This is a genomic window from Streptomyces sp. NPDC043896 (assembly GCF_056435605.1).
In genome coordinates this window covers 134,463-150,444 of the sequence record NZ_JBWKEE010000015.1, presented here as the reverse complement: position 1 = coordinate 150,444, position 15,982 = coordinate 134,463, and the positions used below count along the sequence as shown (strand labels likewise).

Genomic DNA, 15,982 nt, shown 5'->3' with positions numbered 1-15,982 from the left:
CTTCCCGACCCTTCTCGACGGGTGACGAAACATGCAGAACGAACAGAACGAGCAGCACGAGCAGACCGAGAACCGGCAGAACGGCAACGAGCAGAAGCTGCTGGACTACCTCAAGCGCGTGACGGCGGACCTCAAGCAGACCCGCCGCCGCCTGCACGAGGTGGAGACCAAGGACCAGGAGCCCATCGCCATCGTCGCCATGAGCTGCCGCTACCCCGGCGGCGTCGACAGCCCCGAAGCCCTGTGGCGGCTGGTCGAGAGCGGCTCCGACGCGGTCACCGGCTTCCCCGGCGACCGCGGCTGGGACCTGGAGGGGCTCTACGACCCCGACCCGGGCGTCCCCGGCAAGTGCTACACCCGCGAGGGCGGCTTCCTCCACGACGCCGGCCGCTTCGACCCGGGCCTCTTCGGGATGTCCCCCCGCGAGGCCCTGGCCACCGACCCGCAGCAGCGGCTGCTCCTCGAAGTCGCCTGGGAGGCCTTCGAGCGGGCCGGGCTCGCCCCCACCGCCGTCAAGGGCTCCCGCACCGGAGTGTTCGTCGGCCTCGCCTACCAGGGGTACGCGGGCAGCGGCGACACCCGCGAGGAACTGGAGGGCTTCCTGCTCACCGGTACCGCCCCCAGCGTCGCGTCCGGCCGGATCTCCTACACCTTCGGGCTGGAGGGCCCCTCGCTGACCGTCGACACGGCCTGCTCCTCCTCCCTCGTCGCCCTGCACCTGGCCGTCCAGTCCCTGCGCCGCGGCGAATGCTCCATGGCCCTGGCCGGCGGCGCCGCCGTCATGGCCGCCACCGGCATGTTCACCGAGTTCAGCCGCCAGCAGGGGCTGGCCGTCGACGGCCGCTGCAAGTCCTTCGGGGCCGGCGCCGACGGCACCGGCTGGGGCGAGGGAGTCGGCGTGCTCCTCGTCGAGAAGCTCTCGGACGCCCTCCGCAACGGCCACCCGGTGCTCGCGGTGGTCCGGGGCTCGGCCGTCAACCAGGACGGCGCCTCCAACGGGCTCACCGCTCCCAACGGCCCCGCCCAGCGGCGGGTGATCGAGCAGGCCCTGGCCAGTGCCGGGCTGTCCGCGGCCGACGTGGACGTGGTCGAGGCGCACGGCACCGGCACCACCCTCGGCGACCCCATCGAGGCGCAGGCGCTGCTGGCGACGTACGGCCGGGACCGGCCGGAGGACCGGCCGTTGTGGCTGGGCTCCCTCAAGTCGAACATCGGCCACACCCAGGCCGCCGCCGGAGTCGGCGGGATCATCAAGATGGTCGAGGCCATGCGCCATGCCGTCCTGCCCAGGACCCTGCACGCCGAGGAACCCTCCCCGCACGTCGACTGGACCTCCGGCTCCGTACGCCTCCTCACCGAACCCGTGACCTGGACGGCGGACGGACGGCTGCGCCGGGCGGCCGTCTCCTCGTTCGGGGTGAGCGGCACCAACGCCCACACCATCATCGAGCAGGCCCCGGAGCTCCCCGGCCCGGCGGAGACCCCCGGCCCGGACACCCACACCGCCCCCGGCCCCGCCGGGGCCGCAGGCCCGCTGCCGGTCGCCTGGACCCTCTCCGGCCGCGACACCACGGCCCTGCGCGAACAGGCCGAACGCCTCCTGCGGCACGTCCTCGGACTCGGCGAGGTCAGCCCGGTGGACGTGGCCCACTCCCTGGCCACCACCCGGGCCGCCCTGGAACACCGCGCCGCCGTCGTCGGCACCGGACTGCCCGAACTCGTCGCCGGGGTGGAAGCCCTCGCCGCGGCCGAACCCGCCGCGCACCTCGTCGAGGGCGTGAGCCGGCGCGAGACCGCGACCGCGTTCCTGTTCTCCGGCCAGGGCAGCCAGCGCCTGGGCATGGGGCGGGAACTGTACGCCTCCCAGCCGGTGTTCGCCGAGGCCTTCGACGCCGTCTGCGACGCCCTCGCCCCGCACCTCGAACGCCCCCTGCCGGAGGTGGTGTTCGGGCAGGACCCGCAGACGCTGGAGCGCACCGAGTACACGCAGCCCGCCCTGTTCGCCGTCGAGGTGGCCCTGTACCGGCTGCTGGAGTCCTGGGGGGTGCGCCCCGACTTCCTGGCCGGGCACTCCGTCGGCGAGTACGCCGTCGCCCAAGCGGCGGGCGTCCTGTCGCTCCCGGACGCGGCGAAGCTCGTGGCCCTGCGGGGCCGGCTGATGCAGGAGCTCCCGGCCGGCGGGGTGATGGTCGCCGCCCAGGCCTCCGAGGCGGAGGTCCGGGAGCTGCTGGCCGGCCTGGAGGACCGGGCCGGTGTCGCCGCCGTCAACGGCCCGGCCTCCGTGGTGGTCTCGGGTGCCGCCGACGCCGTCGCCGCCGTCGTGGACCGGCTCTCCGCCGACGGCCGCAAGACCAGGGCCCTCGCCGTCTCGCACGCCTTCCACTCACCCCTGATGGACCCGATGCTGGCCCGGTTCCGGGCCGCCGTCGAATCCGTCGCCTTCGCACCGCCCAGGCTGCCGGTCGTCTCCACCCTCACCGGAGGCACCGTCACCGCCGAGGAGTTCTGCTCGCCGGACCACTGGGTCCGCCACGTCCGCGAAACGGTCCGCTTCGCCGACGCCGTCGGCGCCCTCGCCGGCGAAGGCGCCGGCACCTTCCTGGAAGTGGGCCCCGGCGGTGTCCTGACCGCCCTGGCCCGGCACGTGCTCGACGACACCCACCTCCTCGTCCCCGTCCTGCGCGACGACCGCCCCGAGGACCTGGCCGTCACCACCGCCCTCGCCCGGCTCCACGTCCACGGCACCCCCGTGGACTGGGCCGCCGTGCACGCCGGCCGCGGCGCGCGCCGCGTCGACCTGCCCACGTACGCCTTCCAGCGCCGGAACTACTGGCTCGAACCCGCCGCACCCGCCGGCCGCCGCTCCGCGGCCGAGGACTGGCAGTACGAGATCACCTGGAAGCGGCTGGGCACCCCCGCCACCGGCCCCGTCGACGGACACTGGCTCCTGGCGGTGCCGACGGCCGGCGCGGAACCCGCCGCCACCGGCCTCGCGGCCGCGCTGACGGCCCGGGGCGCCCGCACGACCACCCTCACCGTGGACGCCGCCGAGGACCGCGAGGCCCTCGCCGGCCGGCTGCGGGAGGCCGTGGCCGGCGCGGCCCCCCGCACCGTCGTCTCCCTGCTGGCCCTGGACGAGCGCCCCGCCGCCGGACGGGCCGCCCTCGCCGGCGGCGACGCCGCCACCCTCACCCTGGTCCAGGCCCTCGGCGACGCCGGGATCGAAGCCCCGCTGTGGTGCGCCACCCGAGGCGCCGTCACCACCTCTCCGCAGGACCCGCCGACGTCCCCGGCCCAGGCCCGGACCTGGGGCCTCGGCCGGGTCGCCGCCCTGGAACACGCGGGCCGCTGGGGCGGTCTCGTCGACCTCCCGGCGGACTGCGACACCAGCGCCCTGGACCGGCTGCTCGGCGTCCTCACCGCCGGCGGCCCCGAAGACCAGCTCGCCGTACGCCCCGACGGCGTGTTCGCCCGCCGCCTCACCCGCGTCCCCGACGAAGAGGCGCGGCGCGACCGGGAATGGCGGCCCCGCGGCACGGTCCTGATCACCGGCGGGACCGGCGCCCTCGGCGGGCAGGTCGCCCGGCTCCTCGCCGGACGCGGCGCCGAGCACCTCGTCCTGGCCGGCCGCCGCGGCCCCGCCGCCGAGGGCGCCGCGGAACTCACCGCCGAACTGGAGGCGCTGGGAGCCCGGGTGACCGTCGCCGCCTGCGACCTGGCCGACCGGGACGCCGTCGCCCGGCTCCTCGGCGACCTGACCGGCCCGGCCGCCGCACCGCCCCTCACCGCCGTCGTGCACGCCGCCGGAACCGACACCCCCGGACTGCTCGACGACACCGGCCCGGCCGCCTTCGACGCCGTCCTGGCCGCGAAGGCCGCCGGAGCGGTCCACCTCGACGCACTGCTGCGGGAACTGCCCGACGGGCACCCCCTGGACGCGTTCGTGCTGTTCTCCTCCATCGCCGGGGTGTGGGGCGCCGGCGGACAGGCCGCCTACAGCGCCGCCAACGCTCACCTCGACGCGCTCGCCGCCGCCCGCCGCGCCGACGGCCTGCCCGCCACCGCCGTGGCCTGGGGCCCCTGGGCCGGCTCCGGCATGGCCGCCGACCCCGGCATAGCCGACAGCCTCCGCAAGCGCGGCCTGGAGCCCCTGGCCGCCGACCGGGCGCTCACCGTCCTCGGCCGGGCGGTCGGCCGGGGGGCCACCGCCGTGACCGTCGCCGACGTCGACTGGGCCCGCTTCGCCCCGGCCTTCACCGTGGGCCGGTCCAGCCCCCTCCTCGACCGGCTGCCCGAGCTCCGCGACACCGGAAGCGCCCGCTCCGCCGACTCCGACGGGGCCGAGGACACCGCCCGGGCCCTGCGCCGCACCCTCGCCCAGGCCGACCCCGCCGACCGGGACCGCACCCTCGTGGAACTCGTCCGGACCGAGGCCGCCGCCGTCCTGGGACACCCCGGCCCCGAAGCCGTCGAACCGGGACGGGCCTTCCGCGACCTGGGCTTCGACTCCCTCACCGCCGTCGAACTGCGGGGCAGGCTGGTCCGCGCCACCGGACTGGCCCTGCCCACCACCCTCGTCTTCGACCACCCCTGCGCCCTCGACCTCGCCGGCCGGCTCCTCGTCGAACTCCTCGGCACCCAGGAGCCGTCAGCGCCCACCGCCACCCGCGCCCCTGCCGACGGGGAACCGATCGCGATCGTCGCCATGAGCTGCCGCTACCCCGGCGGCGTCCGCTCGCCCGAAGAGCTGTGGCAGCTCGTGGCCCAGGGCACCGACGCCATGTCGGTCTTCCCCGGCGACCGCGGCTGGGACCTCGACGCGCTCTACCACCCCGACCCCGACCACCCCGGCACCACCTACGCCCGGGCCGGCGGCTTCCTCTACGACCTGGCCGACTTCGACGCCGCGTTCTTCGGCATCTCACCGCGCGAGGCCACCGCCATGGACCCCCAGCAGCGACTGCTCCTGGAAACCTCCTGGGAGGCCTTCGAGCGGGCCGGCCTCGACCCGGCGACCGTACGCGGCAGCCGCACCGGCGTGTTCATCGGCTCCGGCTACCAGGACTACCTCCGGCGCGGCATCGCCGTCCCCGAAGGCGTCGAGGGCTACCTCGGCACCGGCAACGCCGCGAGCGTCGCCTCCGGGCGCATCGCCTACACCCTCGGGCTCGAAGGACCGGCCGTGACCGTGGACACGGCCTGTTCCTCCTCCCTCGTCGCCCTGCACATGGCCGTCCAGGCCCTGCGCCAGGGCGAATGCGAACTGGCCCTGGCGGGCGGCGTCACCGTGATGTCCAGCTCGGGCGCCTTCGTCGAGTTCAGCCGCCAGCGGGCCCTGGCCGCCGACGGCCGCTGCAAGGCCTACTCGGCCGATGCCGACGGCACCGGCTGGGGCGAGGGCGTCGGCATGCTGCTGGTGGAGCGGCTCTCCGACGCCCGCCGCAACGGCCATCCCGTCCTCGCCGTCGTCCGCGGCTCGGCCGTCAACCAGGACGGCGCCTCCAACGGCCTCACCGCACCCAGCGGCCGGGCCCAGCAGCTCGTCATCCGCCAGGCCCTCGCCACCGCCGGCCTCTCCGCCGCCGACGTCGACGCCGTCGAGGGACACGGCACCGGAACCCGCCTCGGCGACCCCATCGAAGCCTCCGCCCTGCTGGCCACCTACGGCCAGGACCGCGAGGCCGCCCGGCCCCTGTGGCTGGGGTCCCTGAAGTCGAACATCGGCCACACCCAGGCGGCGGCCGGAGCGGGCGGCGTCATCAAGATGGTCCAGGCGCTGCGGCACGGCCTGCTCCCCAGGACCCTGCACGCCGACGAGCCCACCCCGCACGTCGACTGGAGCGCGGGCGCCGTCCGGCTGCTCACCGCACCGGTCACCTGGGAGCCGCAGACCGACGGCCGGCCCCGCCGCGCCGGAGTGTCCTCCTTCGGCATGAGCGGCACCAACGCCCACGTCATCATCGAGGAGGCCCCCCACCCCGAGCCCGCCCCCACGGCGGACACCGCCCCGGCCGGTACCCCGGCCGGCACCCCGCGGCCCCGCCCGCTGAGCTCGGCCGCCACCGCGCTGCCGCTCGCGGCCCGCACCGTCCCCGCCCTGGAGGAACAGGCCGCCCGCGTCGCCGCCCTCCTGCGCGAGGACCCCGCCGCCGGACCGCGCGAGACCGGACACGCACTCGCCACCACCCGCACCCCCTTCGCCGAACGCGCGGTGGTCGTCGGCGAGGACCGCGACGAGCTGATCGCCGCCCTCGACGCGCTCGCCTCCGGCGCCTCCCACACCAGCGCCGTCCGCGGCACCGCCGCCGCCCCCGCCCAGCCCGTGTTCGTCTTCCCCGGCCAGGGCTCCCAGTGGGCCGGCATGGCCGTCGGACTCCTCGACGCCTCCGACGTCTTCCGCGACCGGATCACCGCCTGCGCCCGGGCCCTGGCCCCCCACGTCGACTGGGACCTCGAAGCCGTCCTGCGCGGGGCGGCCGGCGCCCCGCCCCTGGAGACCCCCGACGTCGTCCAGCCCGTCCTGTGGGCCGTGATGGTCTCCCTCGCCGAACTGTGGCGCTCCTGCGGGGTCCGCCCCGCCGCCGTCGTCGGCCACTCCCAGGGCGAGATCGCCGCCGCCGTCATCGCCGGAGCCCTCACCCTGGACGACGGCGCCCGCCTCGTCGCCCGCCGCAGCGCCCTCCTGCTGCGCCTGTCCGGACAGGGCGGCATGGTCTCCCTCCCCCTCCCCGAGAGCGAGGCCGCCGAACGCATCGCCCCCTGGCACGGCCGCCTCGCCGTCGCCGCCGTCAACGGCCCGGGCTCCGTCGTCGTCGCCGGCGACCGCGAGGCACTGGCCGGACTCCTCGCCGACTGCGCCGCCGACGGCGTACGCGCCAAGCGGGTCCGGGTCGACCTCGCCTCGCACAGTGCCCAGGTCGAGTCCCTGCGCGAGGAACTCGCCGCGGAACTCGCCGGACTGGCACCCACGGCGCCCCGGATCCCGTTCTACTCGACGGTCACCGGCGAACCCCTCGACACCGCGCCCGACTCCGCCTACTGGTACGGCAACCTGCGCCGGACCGTCCGCTTCGACCAGGCCGCCCGGCGCCTCCTCGCCGACGGACACCGGGTGTTCATCGAGATCAGCCCGCACCCCGTACTGGTCTACGGGCTCCAGGACACCATCGACGACACCCCGGCGGACACCCCCGCCGCCGTCCTCACCACCCTCTCCCGCGCCGAAGGCGGAGCCCGCCGCTTCCTGACCTCCCTCGGCGAGGCCCACGCGCACGGCGTCCCCGTCGACTGGGACGCCGTCCTCGGCGAGGACACCGGGCGCCCCGGCCCGGCCCCCGCCCTCCCCACCTACCCCTTCCAGCGGCAGCGGTACTGGCTCGACGCACCCGCCACCACCGCCGACGGCCCGGCCCCCGCGGCCGGACCCGCCGCCGACGCCGGATTCTGGGAAGCCGTGGCCCGGCAGGACCTCACCACCCTCGCCCGGCAACTGGACATCGACGAGGACGCCACCCTGCGCACCGCGCTCCCGGCCCTGAACGCATGGCACCAGGACCGCCACGACGAGGCCGCCACCGAAGCCTGGCGCTACCGCATCACCTGGAAGCCCGTGGCCGACCCGGCACCGCCCGCCACCCCCGCCGGCGTCTGGCTCACCCTCGTCCCCCGCGGCCTGCCCGAAGACCCCGCCGTCGACCTGGCCCTGGACTCCCTCGCCGCCCACGGCGCCAGGATCGTACGCCTGGACGTGGCGGGCGACGCCGGCCGCGACGGCCTCGCCGACGCACTGCGCACGGCCGGACACGACGCCACCGGCGTCCTGTCCCTGCTGGCCCTCGACGACCGCCCCCACCCGGACCACCCCGCCGTCCCGCTCGGCCTGGCCACCACCCTCCTCCTCGTCCAGGCACTCGGCGACGCGGGCCTCGACGCCCCCCTCTGGTGCCTGACCCGGGGCGCGGTCTCCACCGGCCCCGCCGACCCCGTCCGAGCCGTCCGCCAGGCACCGGTGGCCGCCCTGGGCCGGGTCGCCGCCCTGGAGCACCCCGGCCGGTGGGGCGGCCACATCGACCTGCCCCACGGGGTACGGGCCACCGACGGCCGCACCGGCCGCAGGCTGGCCGCCGTCCTCACCGCCGCCTCCGGCGAGGACCAGCTCGCCCTGCGGCCCGACGGCCTCCTCGCCCGCCGGATGCTCCGCGCCACCCGCGGCGGAGCACCATCCGCCCCCGGGTGGCAGCCGCGCGGCACCGTCCTGGTCACCGGCGGCACCGGCCACATCGGCGGCCACGTCGCCCGCTGGCTCGCCGGTGCCGGCGCCACCCACCTGGTGCTGGCCGGCAGCCGGGGCCCCGACGCCGAGGGCGCCGCGGAACTGGCCGCCGAACTGGAGGCCCTGGGCGCCGGCGTGACCCTGGCCGCCTGCGACCTGGCCGACCGCGAGGACGTGGCCCGCCTCCTGGACTCCCTCGACGCCCTGCCCCCGCTCAGCGCCGTGGTGCACGCCGCCGGCACCGGTACGCCCGCCATGATCGCCGACACCACCGTCGCCGCGTTCGACGCCCTCATGGGGGCCAAGGCGGCCGGCGCCGCCCACCTCGACGAACTCCTCGCCGACCGGGAACTCGACGCCTTCGTGCTGTTCTCCTCCGGAGCCGCCGCCTGGGGCAGCGGCGCCCAGTCCGGCTACGCGGCGGCCAACGCCTTCGTGGACGCCCTCGCCGAGGACCGCCGGGCCCGCGGCCTGACCGCCACCTCCGTCGCCTGGGGCGCCTGGGGCGGCGGGGGCATGGTCGACCGGGCGGCCGAGGAACGGCTGCGGCTGCGCGGGCTCGACCCCATGGACCCCGGCCTCGGGGTGCTGGCCCTGCGCCGCGCCGTCGAACGGGGCGACACCACCGAGGTCGTCGCCGACGTGGACTGGACCCGCTTCGTCCCCGGCTTCACCGCCGCCCGGCCCAGCCCCCTGATCGCCGACCTGCCCGAGGTGCGCCGCCCGGCCGCCGCCGAGGAGAGCGGCGCGGACACCCCGGCCGACGGCGAACCGCCGCTGCTCCGCCGCCTCGCCGGACTCTCCGGGGCCGACCGCGCCCCGGCCGCCCTGGAGTTCGTACGCTCCGAGGCCGCCGCCGTCCTCGGCCACCCGTCCGCCGACGCGGTGGGGGAGCGGCAGGTCTTCCTGGAACTCGGCTTCGACTCGCTCACCGCCGTCCGGCTCGCCAAGCGGCTCGGCCGGGCCACCGGCATGAAACTGCCCGCCACCCTCGTCTTCGACCACACCACCCCCACCGCCCTGACCGCCCGCCTCCTCGACCTGCTCGACCAGCGCCCCGGCGGCGGCCCCGCCACGCGGGCCGGGGCGGGCAGCGCCGGACAGGCCGCCGGGGAGGACCTGCTCGTCGGCCTCTACCGGCGGGCGGCCGAACTGGGCCGCCTCACCGAGGGCATCGAGATGGTCACCGCCGCCGCCCGGCTGCGCCCCGCCTTCGACGCCGCCGACGCGGACGCCCACCAGCCCGTCCCGGTCCGCCTCGCCCACGGCGACGAAGGCCCCCACCTGGTCTGCTTCGGCCCCTACATGGCACCCTCCGGAATCCACCAGTACGCCCGCTTCGCGGCGGCGTTCGGCGGCCGTCGCAGCATCTGGGGGCTCCCCGAGCCGGGCTTCGCCCCGGGCGAGTCCCTGCCCCGGGACGTCGAGGCCCTCGTCGAGGTCCACGTCAGGGCCGTCACCGCCTGCGCCGGAGAAGAGCCCGTGGTCCTCGTCGGCTACTCCTCCGGCGGCTGGGTCGCCCACGCCGTCGCCTGCCGGCTGGAGCGGATGGGCCGGCCCGTCGAGGGCATCGTGATGCTCGACAGCTTCACCCGGCACCAGGGCATGGGCGACCGGTTCCAGGCCGCGGTGGTCCGGGAACAGTCCGACCGCTTCGAGTTCATCTCCGCACCCGGCACCCAGCTCACCGCCATGGGCGGCTACCTCGCCCTCTTCCAGGACTGGAACGCCCCCGAGGCCGAAGCCCCCACCCTCGTCGTCCGCGCCGCCGACCGGATGGCCGCCGGCCGGACGACCCACGACGCGGACCCGTCCGACGGCCCCACCGACGACCGCCCGCCGGCCCCCGAACACGCCCAGACCGTCACCGAAGTGCCCGGCAACCACTACACGCTGATGGAACGCCACGCCGAGTCCACGGCGACCGCCGTCGACGAGTGGATCCTCAAGCTCCCCTGACCCGATCCACGAACCCCCGAAAGGACGAGATCCGTGAACACCCCGACCACCACCGACAGCAGCCTGTGGATACGCCGCTTCCAGCCGAGGCCGGACAGCGCCGTCCGGCTGGTCTGCCTGCCGCACGCGGGCGGCTCCGCCGGCTTCTACCTGCCCGTGGCCCGCGCCATGCCGGACTTCGCCGACGTCCTGTGCGTCCAGTACCCCGGCCGGCAGGACCGGCGCGCCGAACCCCTCGTCGACAGCATCCCCGAACTCGCCGACCAGGTGTTCACCGCCCTGCTGCCCTGGGCGGACCGCCCGCTGGCCTTCTTCGGGCACAGCATGGGCGCCTCCGTCGCCTTCGAGGTGGCCCGCCGCTTCGAACGGGAGAAGGGCATCGTGGCGGCGGCCCTGTTCGCCTCCGGCCGCCGCGCCCCCTCCGCCCACCGCCACGAGACCGTCCACCTGCGCGACGACGACGGCCTGATCGAGGAGGTGAAGGCCCTCAGCGGCACCGACACCCAACTGCTCGGCGACGAGGAGGTGCTGCGGATGGTCCTCCCGGCCATCCGCGCCGACTACCGGGCCGCCGAGACCTACGCCCCCGAGCCGGGGGAGAGGCTGCGCTGCCCCCTGCTCGCCATGGTCGGCACCGAGGACCCGAAGGTGACCGTGGACGAGGCCGCCGCCTGGGCCGAGCACACCGAAGGCCCCTTCGAGCTGCGGGTGTTCTCCCCGGGCCACTTCTACCTGCTCCGGGACCACGCCGAGGTCATCGAGGCCATGGCCGACCGGCTCCGTACCGCGCTGGAACGCTGACGACACGTCATGTTCCGGTCTGCCGACACCCGTTCCCCTCACGGACGGGCGGGCGGCGGCGGACCGGCCGGCGGACCTCCTGCGCGGCCCCCGGTCACGCGGGGCGCGGGACGTACGCCAGGCCGTGCGCCCCGGCTTCGCCCAGCCTGGCGACGTCCAGCCGGGCCAGCCGCTCCAGCGTGTCCAGGTCCACGACGTCGACGGTCGAGGAGATGACGCAGGACACGTAGCCGAGCCGGCCGTCGGGGGAAGAGGCGATCGTCAGCGGGAACAGCCCGACCTCGACCCCGCCCAGTTCCTCACGGGTGCCGGCGTCGAACACGGTGAGGCGGCCCGGTGCGTGACGTCCGAGCCGGGCCCCCGCTTCCGCCGTCATGCGCAGCTCGCCCACGAGCAGCCTGCCCGTCGACGTCAGGTGCACCGGCAGCACGACGTCCTCCGTGGGCAGGATGCCGACGACGGTCGCCGTCCTCGGGTCGACGACCCGGACGCCGGTGGCGGGCCGCTCCCCGGCGCCGCCGGAGAAGTCACCGTACGGCGCGGCGACGAAGGCGTGCGCGCCGTCCGCGGAGACGGCGAGCCCCTCGCTGCCCGGGACCTCCACCTTCGCGGTGAGGACGCCCCGTTCGAGGTCCACGACGGACACGAACGGCGCTTCCTTGTTGGTGGCGAAGCCCGTCCGCCCCGCCGGGTCGATCGCGAACCAGTGCGGGCCGGGCGCGTCCGTGTCGATCCTGCCCAGCGGCCGGCGCGTCCGCGTGTCCACCACCACGACACCGCCGGGCCGGTCCGCCGCGCCTTCCACGCTGACGTAGAGCCGCCCGCGCGCAGCGTCGAGCGCCAGCCCGTGCGGCCCGTGTTCGGGGGCGAGGTCGACGATCTCGACGACACGGCGGGCATCGGGGTCGATGACGGCCAGCTCGGTACGGCGGCCGCCGTTCGCGTGGTAGTAGCCCGAGCGGTACGTGAGGGTGCACCACAGCAGCCTCCGTGCCGCGTCGAAGCACAACTCGTGCGGCTCGGCGGGAACTTCCACCGATCCGAGGTACCGGTCGCGGGCGGCGTCGAAGAACGAGACCGCCGGTCCGCTCTGACTGACGACGGCCAGGACATCGCCTTCCCGGCCGGAACGGGGGGACTGCGGCACAGCGGCTCCTTGAAGGGGGAGGAAGGGGAACGTCACGCGTGTTCGCGGACGTCTCCACTCTCCGCTGCCGGCCGGCGCGACAGCCATGCAAAGATGGGCATCCCATCATTGCCGAAAACGCAAAAGCGCAGCTCGGGAGCGAGGAACCGGTGGATCTCAACCTGTTGCGCGTCCTGGACGCCCTGCTCCAGGAGAACAGCGTGACCCGTGCCGCGGAACGCCTCGGATCCTCACCCGCCGCGGTCAGCCGCACCCTGGCCCGGCTCCGCCGCGCCGTCGGCGACCCCCTGCTCGTCCGGGCCGGGCAGGGGCTGGTCCCCACCCCGCGCGCCGTGGAACTGCGCGAGGAGGTGGGCGCGTTGCTGCGCGGCTGCGAGAACGTGCTCAGGCCCGGAGCCGGTTTCGACGCCGTACACCTCCAGCGCACCTTCACCGTGCAAGCCGCCGACCTGCTCCTGGCCGGACTCGCCGGGAGCCTGACCGAACGGATCCACGCCGAAGCCCCGCACGTGGACGTGGTGTTCCTGCCGGAGGCGGTGGAGGGCGGCCCCGGGCTGCGCCAGGGCCGGGTGGACGTGGAACTGGGCGTCCTGGCCCACCTCGACCCCGAGATCCGCACCAGGCAGCTCACCAGGATGCCGCTGGTCGGCATCGCCCGCAGCGGCCATCCGCTGTTCGGAGGACGGATCGACGCCCGCCGGTTCGCCGCGGCCGACCACATCGGCATCTCCCGGCTCGGCAAGCGCCACGGCCCCATCGACCGCGCGCTCGCCGAACTCGGGCTGCACCGCCGGACCGCCGTCGTAGTACCGAGCCACACGAGCGCGATGATGCTCGCCCGGGACACCGATCTCGTCGCCCTCAGCCTGGACGGCTGGCTCCCCGGCACCGTCGCGGCCATGGGCCTGCGGACCTTCCCCGTCCCCCTCGACCTCGAACCCCTGGACCTCGGCATGGCCTGGCACCCCCGCAACTCGGCCGATCCGGGCCACCGCTGGTTCCGCGAACACCTCGCGGCAGCCGTCCTGGCCCCACCGGCCGCCGGTACGCCCGGCCCCGCCGCCGGCGCCCCATGACGGAACCCGCCGCCCGTACCGCGCGGCGGAGAACGCCCACCCAGCCCGGCCGGAGCCGGGGTGTCGACCGGTCGACCCTCCGCCGCGAGCCCTACCGGCCGCCGAAGTCCGGAAGGGTGATCGAGCCGTCCTCGTTGAAGGGGAACCCGGGATTGTGCGCGACCTCCCACAGGTGGCCGTCGGGATCGGCGAAGGCGCTGGAGTAGAACCCGACGGCGTTCACGGCCGCCGGCCGGGTGACCGTCCCGCCGGCCCGTTCCGCCGCCGCGAGCAGGGCGTCCACCTCGGCATCGGAACGCACGTTGTGCGACAGGACGATCCCGCCGAACCCGCCCGCCGGACCCGCCTCCACCCCGCACTCCGCCGCCAGTCTGCCGCGGTCCCACAGGACGAGCCCCAGGCCGCCCGCCTGGAAGAAGACGGTCTCCTCGACTTCCTGCCCCCGCCAGCCCAGGGCGAGGTAGAAGGCCTTGGCACGGGGGAGATCGGAAACTCCCAGGGTGACCAGGGTGATGCGCTGCTCCATGTGACCACGGTACGCCCGTTCGCGGAACCGGCCCCGTGGGTAGGTTCCCCTGCCCGGCGTGCCGGAACCCGGGCGGCTGAACCCGCGGCGGTGCGGGGCAGGAAGGCGAGGAGGGCCGATGGGGGAAGCGGACGGCCTCTGCGTGGTGTTCGTGCACGGCTTCGCTTCCCGGCCGAAGGCGTGGGACCGGTTCACCGCCCTGATCGCCGCGGACGAAGGCCTGCCCGCGCCGGAGGCGAAGGCGTTAGGGTACGCGACCGGCCTGACGCGGCTCAGGCCGGACCGCGTGCTCCGAGGCGAGGGCCGTGAGCGAGCCCTTCGGACGGCCTGACTCCTCCGGCCCGCCGTTCGGTCTCGCCCCACTGCTCCGTGTGGCGCACCGCCGCCTCCGGCAGGCACAGGAGCGGGTCGAGCCGCTCACGCGGGCAGAAGGAGGCGGTGTCCCTCTCGCTCCGGAGCGGCCCGGGACGCCACCATGGAGTGGCTCCCGCACAGCGGAGCCGCGGGCCGGTGTCCGGTCCCGGCCGAGACCGCCCACCCGACCCGAAGGGGCGTGCGCACATGTCCGACCACCCGGCGGCGGATCCCGCGGATACCGGGGACCGCGTCGAGCTCGCTCCCGGCGAAGTCCCCTCCGACGGCCGTTTCGCCAACCCCGACCTCCTGCCCGTCCCGGTCGGGGCCCGGCGCTGGACCACGTACAACTTCACGGCCCTGTGGGTCGGCATGGCACACAACATCCCCTCCTGGCTGCTCGCCTCCGGGCTGGTGGCGCTGGGGATGGACTGGAAGCAGGCCGTCTTCACCATCGCCCTGGCCAATCTCATCGTGCTCGTGCCGATGCTCCTCACCGGCCACGCCGGCCCCAAGTACGGGATCCCGTTCCCGGTGCTGGCCCGGGCCTCGTTCGGGGTGCGCGGAGCCAACATGGCCGCGCTCATCCGGGCGGCCGTGGCCTGCTGCTGGTTCGGGATCCAGACCTGGATCGGCGGGTCGGGGATCTTCGTCCTGCTCGGCAAGATCTTCGGCGGATGGGCGGGGGCCGCCGAGATCGGCGGCGAGCCGTGGACGCTGTGGCTGTGTTTCATCGTCTTCTGGGCCCTCGAACTCGCCATCATCTACCGGGGGATGGAGGCCCTGCGGCGCTTCGAGAACTGGGCGGCGCCCTTCGTCATCGTCGGCGCCCTGGTGCTGCTGGTGTGGATCGGGACGAAGGCGGGCGGCTTCGGCGAACTGCTCGACCAGCCGTCCCGGCTCGGCTGGGGCGAGGACTTCTGGCCGGTCTTCTTCCCCTCGCTCATGGGGATGATCGCCTTCTGGTCCACCCTCTCGCTCAACATCCCCGACTTCACCCGCTTCGGCGCCGGCCAGCGCTCCCAGATCGTCGGCCAGACCCTCGGGCTGCCGACGACGATGACCCTCTTCGCGCTGCTGTCGGTCTTCGTCACCTCCGGCTCGGAGGCGGTGTACGGCGCCCCGATCTGGGACCCGGTGGAGCTCGTCGCCAAGACCGACAGCGTCTTCGGGCTGCTGTTCGGCCTGGTCACCGTACTGATCGCGACGATCTCGGTGAACATCGCGGCCAACGTCGTCTCCCCGGCCTACGACCTGGCCAACCTCGCGCCCCGGCTGATCGACTTCCGCCGGGGCGCGCTGATCACCGGGGTGGTCGGGGTGCTGATCATGCCGTGGAAGCTGACCTCCACCCCCGAGCTGTACATCTTCACCTGGCTGGGCCTGGTCGGCGGCCTGCTCGGCACGGTCGCCGGCGTCCTGATCGCGGACTACTGGATCGTGCGCCGCACCCGGCTCTCGCTGCCCGGCCTTTACCGGGAAGGCGGGCCGTACTGGTACACGGGCGGCTGGAACCTCCGGGCACTGGCGGCCTTCGCGGTGGGCGGGGTACTCGCCGTCGGCGGCTCCCATTCGGCCCCCGGCAAGGGCCCGTTCCCCGAGGACGGCCTGATCCCCTTGCTGAAACCCCTCGCCGACTACGGCTGGGCCGTGGGCCTGGCCGCGTCCCTGCTGCTCTACACCGCCCTCATGATCCGGACGCCCGGAGCGCGCCCCGGCTCACCGGGAGCCGACCGCGCGCACGGCGGACCGGCCTGACGGCGTCACGGGTCCGTGGTCCGCTGAGCGGGCCCGGCCCCGGCCCTGTACCCCCGTATGCGAGTTCGGTTAGGCTGACCTTGCCTGGA

Annotated in this window: 7 protein-coding genes; 5 read left to right on the top strand and 2 right to left on the bottom strand. The window is 75.5% G+C overall.

Annotated features, from left to right (window positions below; all coding sequences use genetic code 11):
• Positions 1-31: 31 nt before the first annotated feature.
• Both AC069X_RS22735 and AC069X_RS22730 read left to right on the top strand, forming a co-directional pair.
• Positions 32-10,231 (top strand): type I polyketide synthase, encoded by a 10,200-nt coding sequence (locus tag AC069X_RS22735; RefSeq protein ID WP_478730761.1) that lies wholly within the window; start codon positions 32-34, stop codon positions 10,229-10,231.
• Positions 10,232-10,264: 33 nt separating this feature from the next.
• Positions 10,265-11,032, top strand: coding sequence for a thioesterase II family protein (locus AC069X_RS22730; RefSeq protein ID WP_478730759.1), 768 nt, complete (start codon positions 10,265-10,267; stop codon positions 11,030-11,032).
• A gap of 94 nt (positions 11,033-11,126) precedes the next feature.
• Here AC069X_RS22730 and AC069X_RS22725 read toward each other — a convergent pair whose 3' ends face one another.
• A complete protein-coding gene (locus AC069X_RS22725) occupies positions 11,127-12,179 on the bottom strand; it encodes a YncE family protein (RefSeq protein WP_478730757.1) in 1,053 nt (350 codons plus the stop codon).
• 149 nt (positions 12,180-12,328) lie between these two features.
• Between AC069X_RS22725 and AC069X_RS22720 the strand changes: the two genes are divergently transcribed.
• Positions 12,329-13,255: a LysR family transcriptional regulator gene (locus tag AC069X_RS22720; protein WP_478730755.1), complete on the top strand. Its 927-nt coding sequence runs from the start codon at positions 12,329-12,331 to the stop codon at positions 13,253-13,255.
• Between the two features lie 91 nt (positions 13,256-13,346).
• On the opposite strand, the gene AC069X_RS22715 is transcribed toward AC069X_RS22720, so the two are convergent.
• Positions 13,347-13,781 (bottom strand): VOC family protein, encoded by a 435-nt coding sequence (locus AC069X_RS22715; RefSeq protein ID WP_478730754.1) that lies wholly within the window; start codon positions 13,779-13,781, stop codon positions 13,347-13,349.
• Between the two features lie 118 nt (positions 13,782-13,899).
• On the opposite strand from AC069X_RS22715, the gene AC069X_RS22710 reads away from it, so the two are divergent.
• Both AC069X_RS22710 and AC069X_RS22705 read left to right on the top strand, forming a co-directional pair.
• A complete protein-coding gene (locus AC069X_RS22710) occupies positions 13,900-14,112 on the top strand; it encodes a hypothetical protein (RefSeq protein ID WP_478730752.1) in 213 nt (70 codons plus the stop codon).
• A gap of 230 nt (positions 14,113-14,342) precedes the next feature.
• Positions 14,343-15,893 carry an NCS1 family nucleobase:cation symporter-1 gene (locus tag AC069X_RS22705; protein ID WP_478730750.1) on the top strand — a complete coding sequence of 517 codons (1,551 nt, stop codon included), beginning with the start codon at positions 14,343-14,345 and terminating at the stop codon, positions 15,891-15,893.
• Positions 15,894-15,982 lie beyond the last annotated feature (89 nt).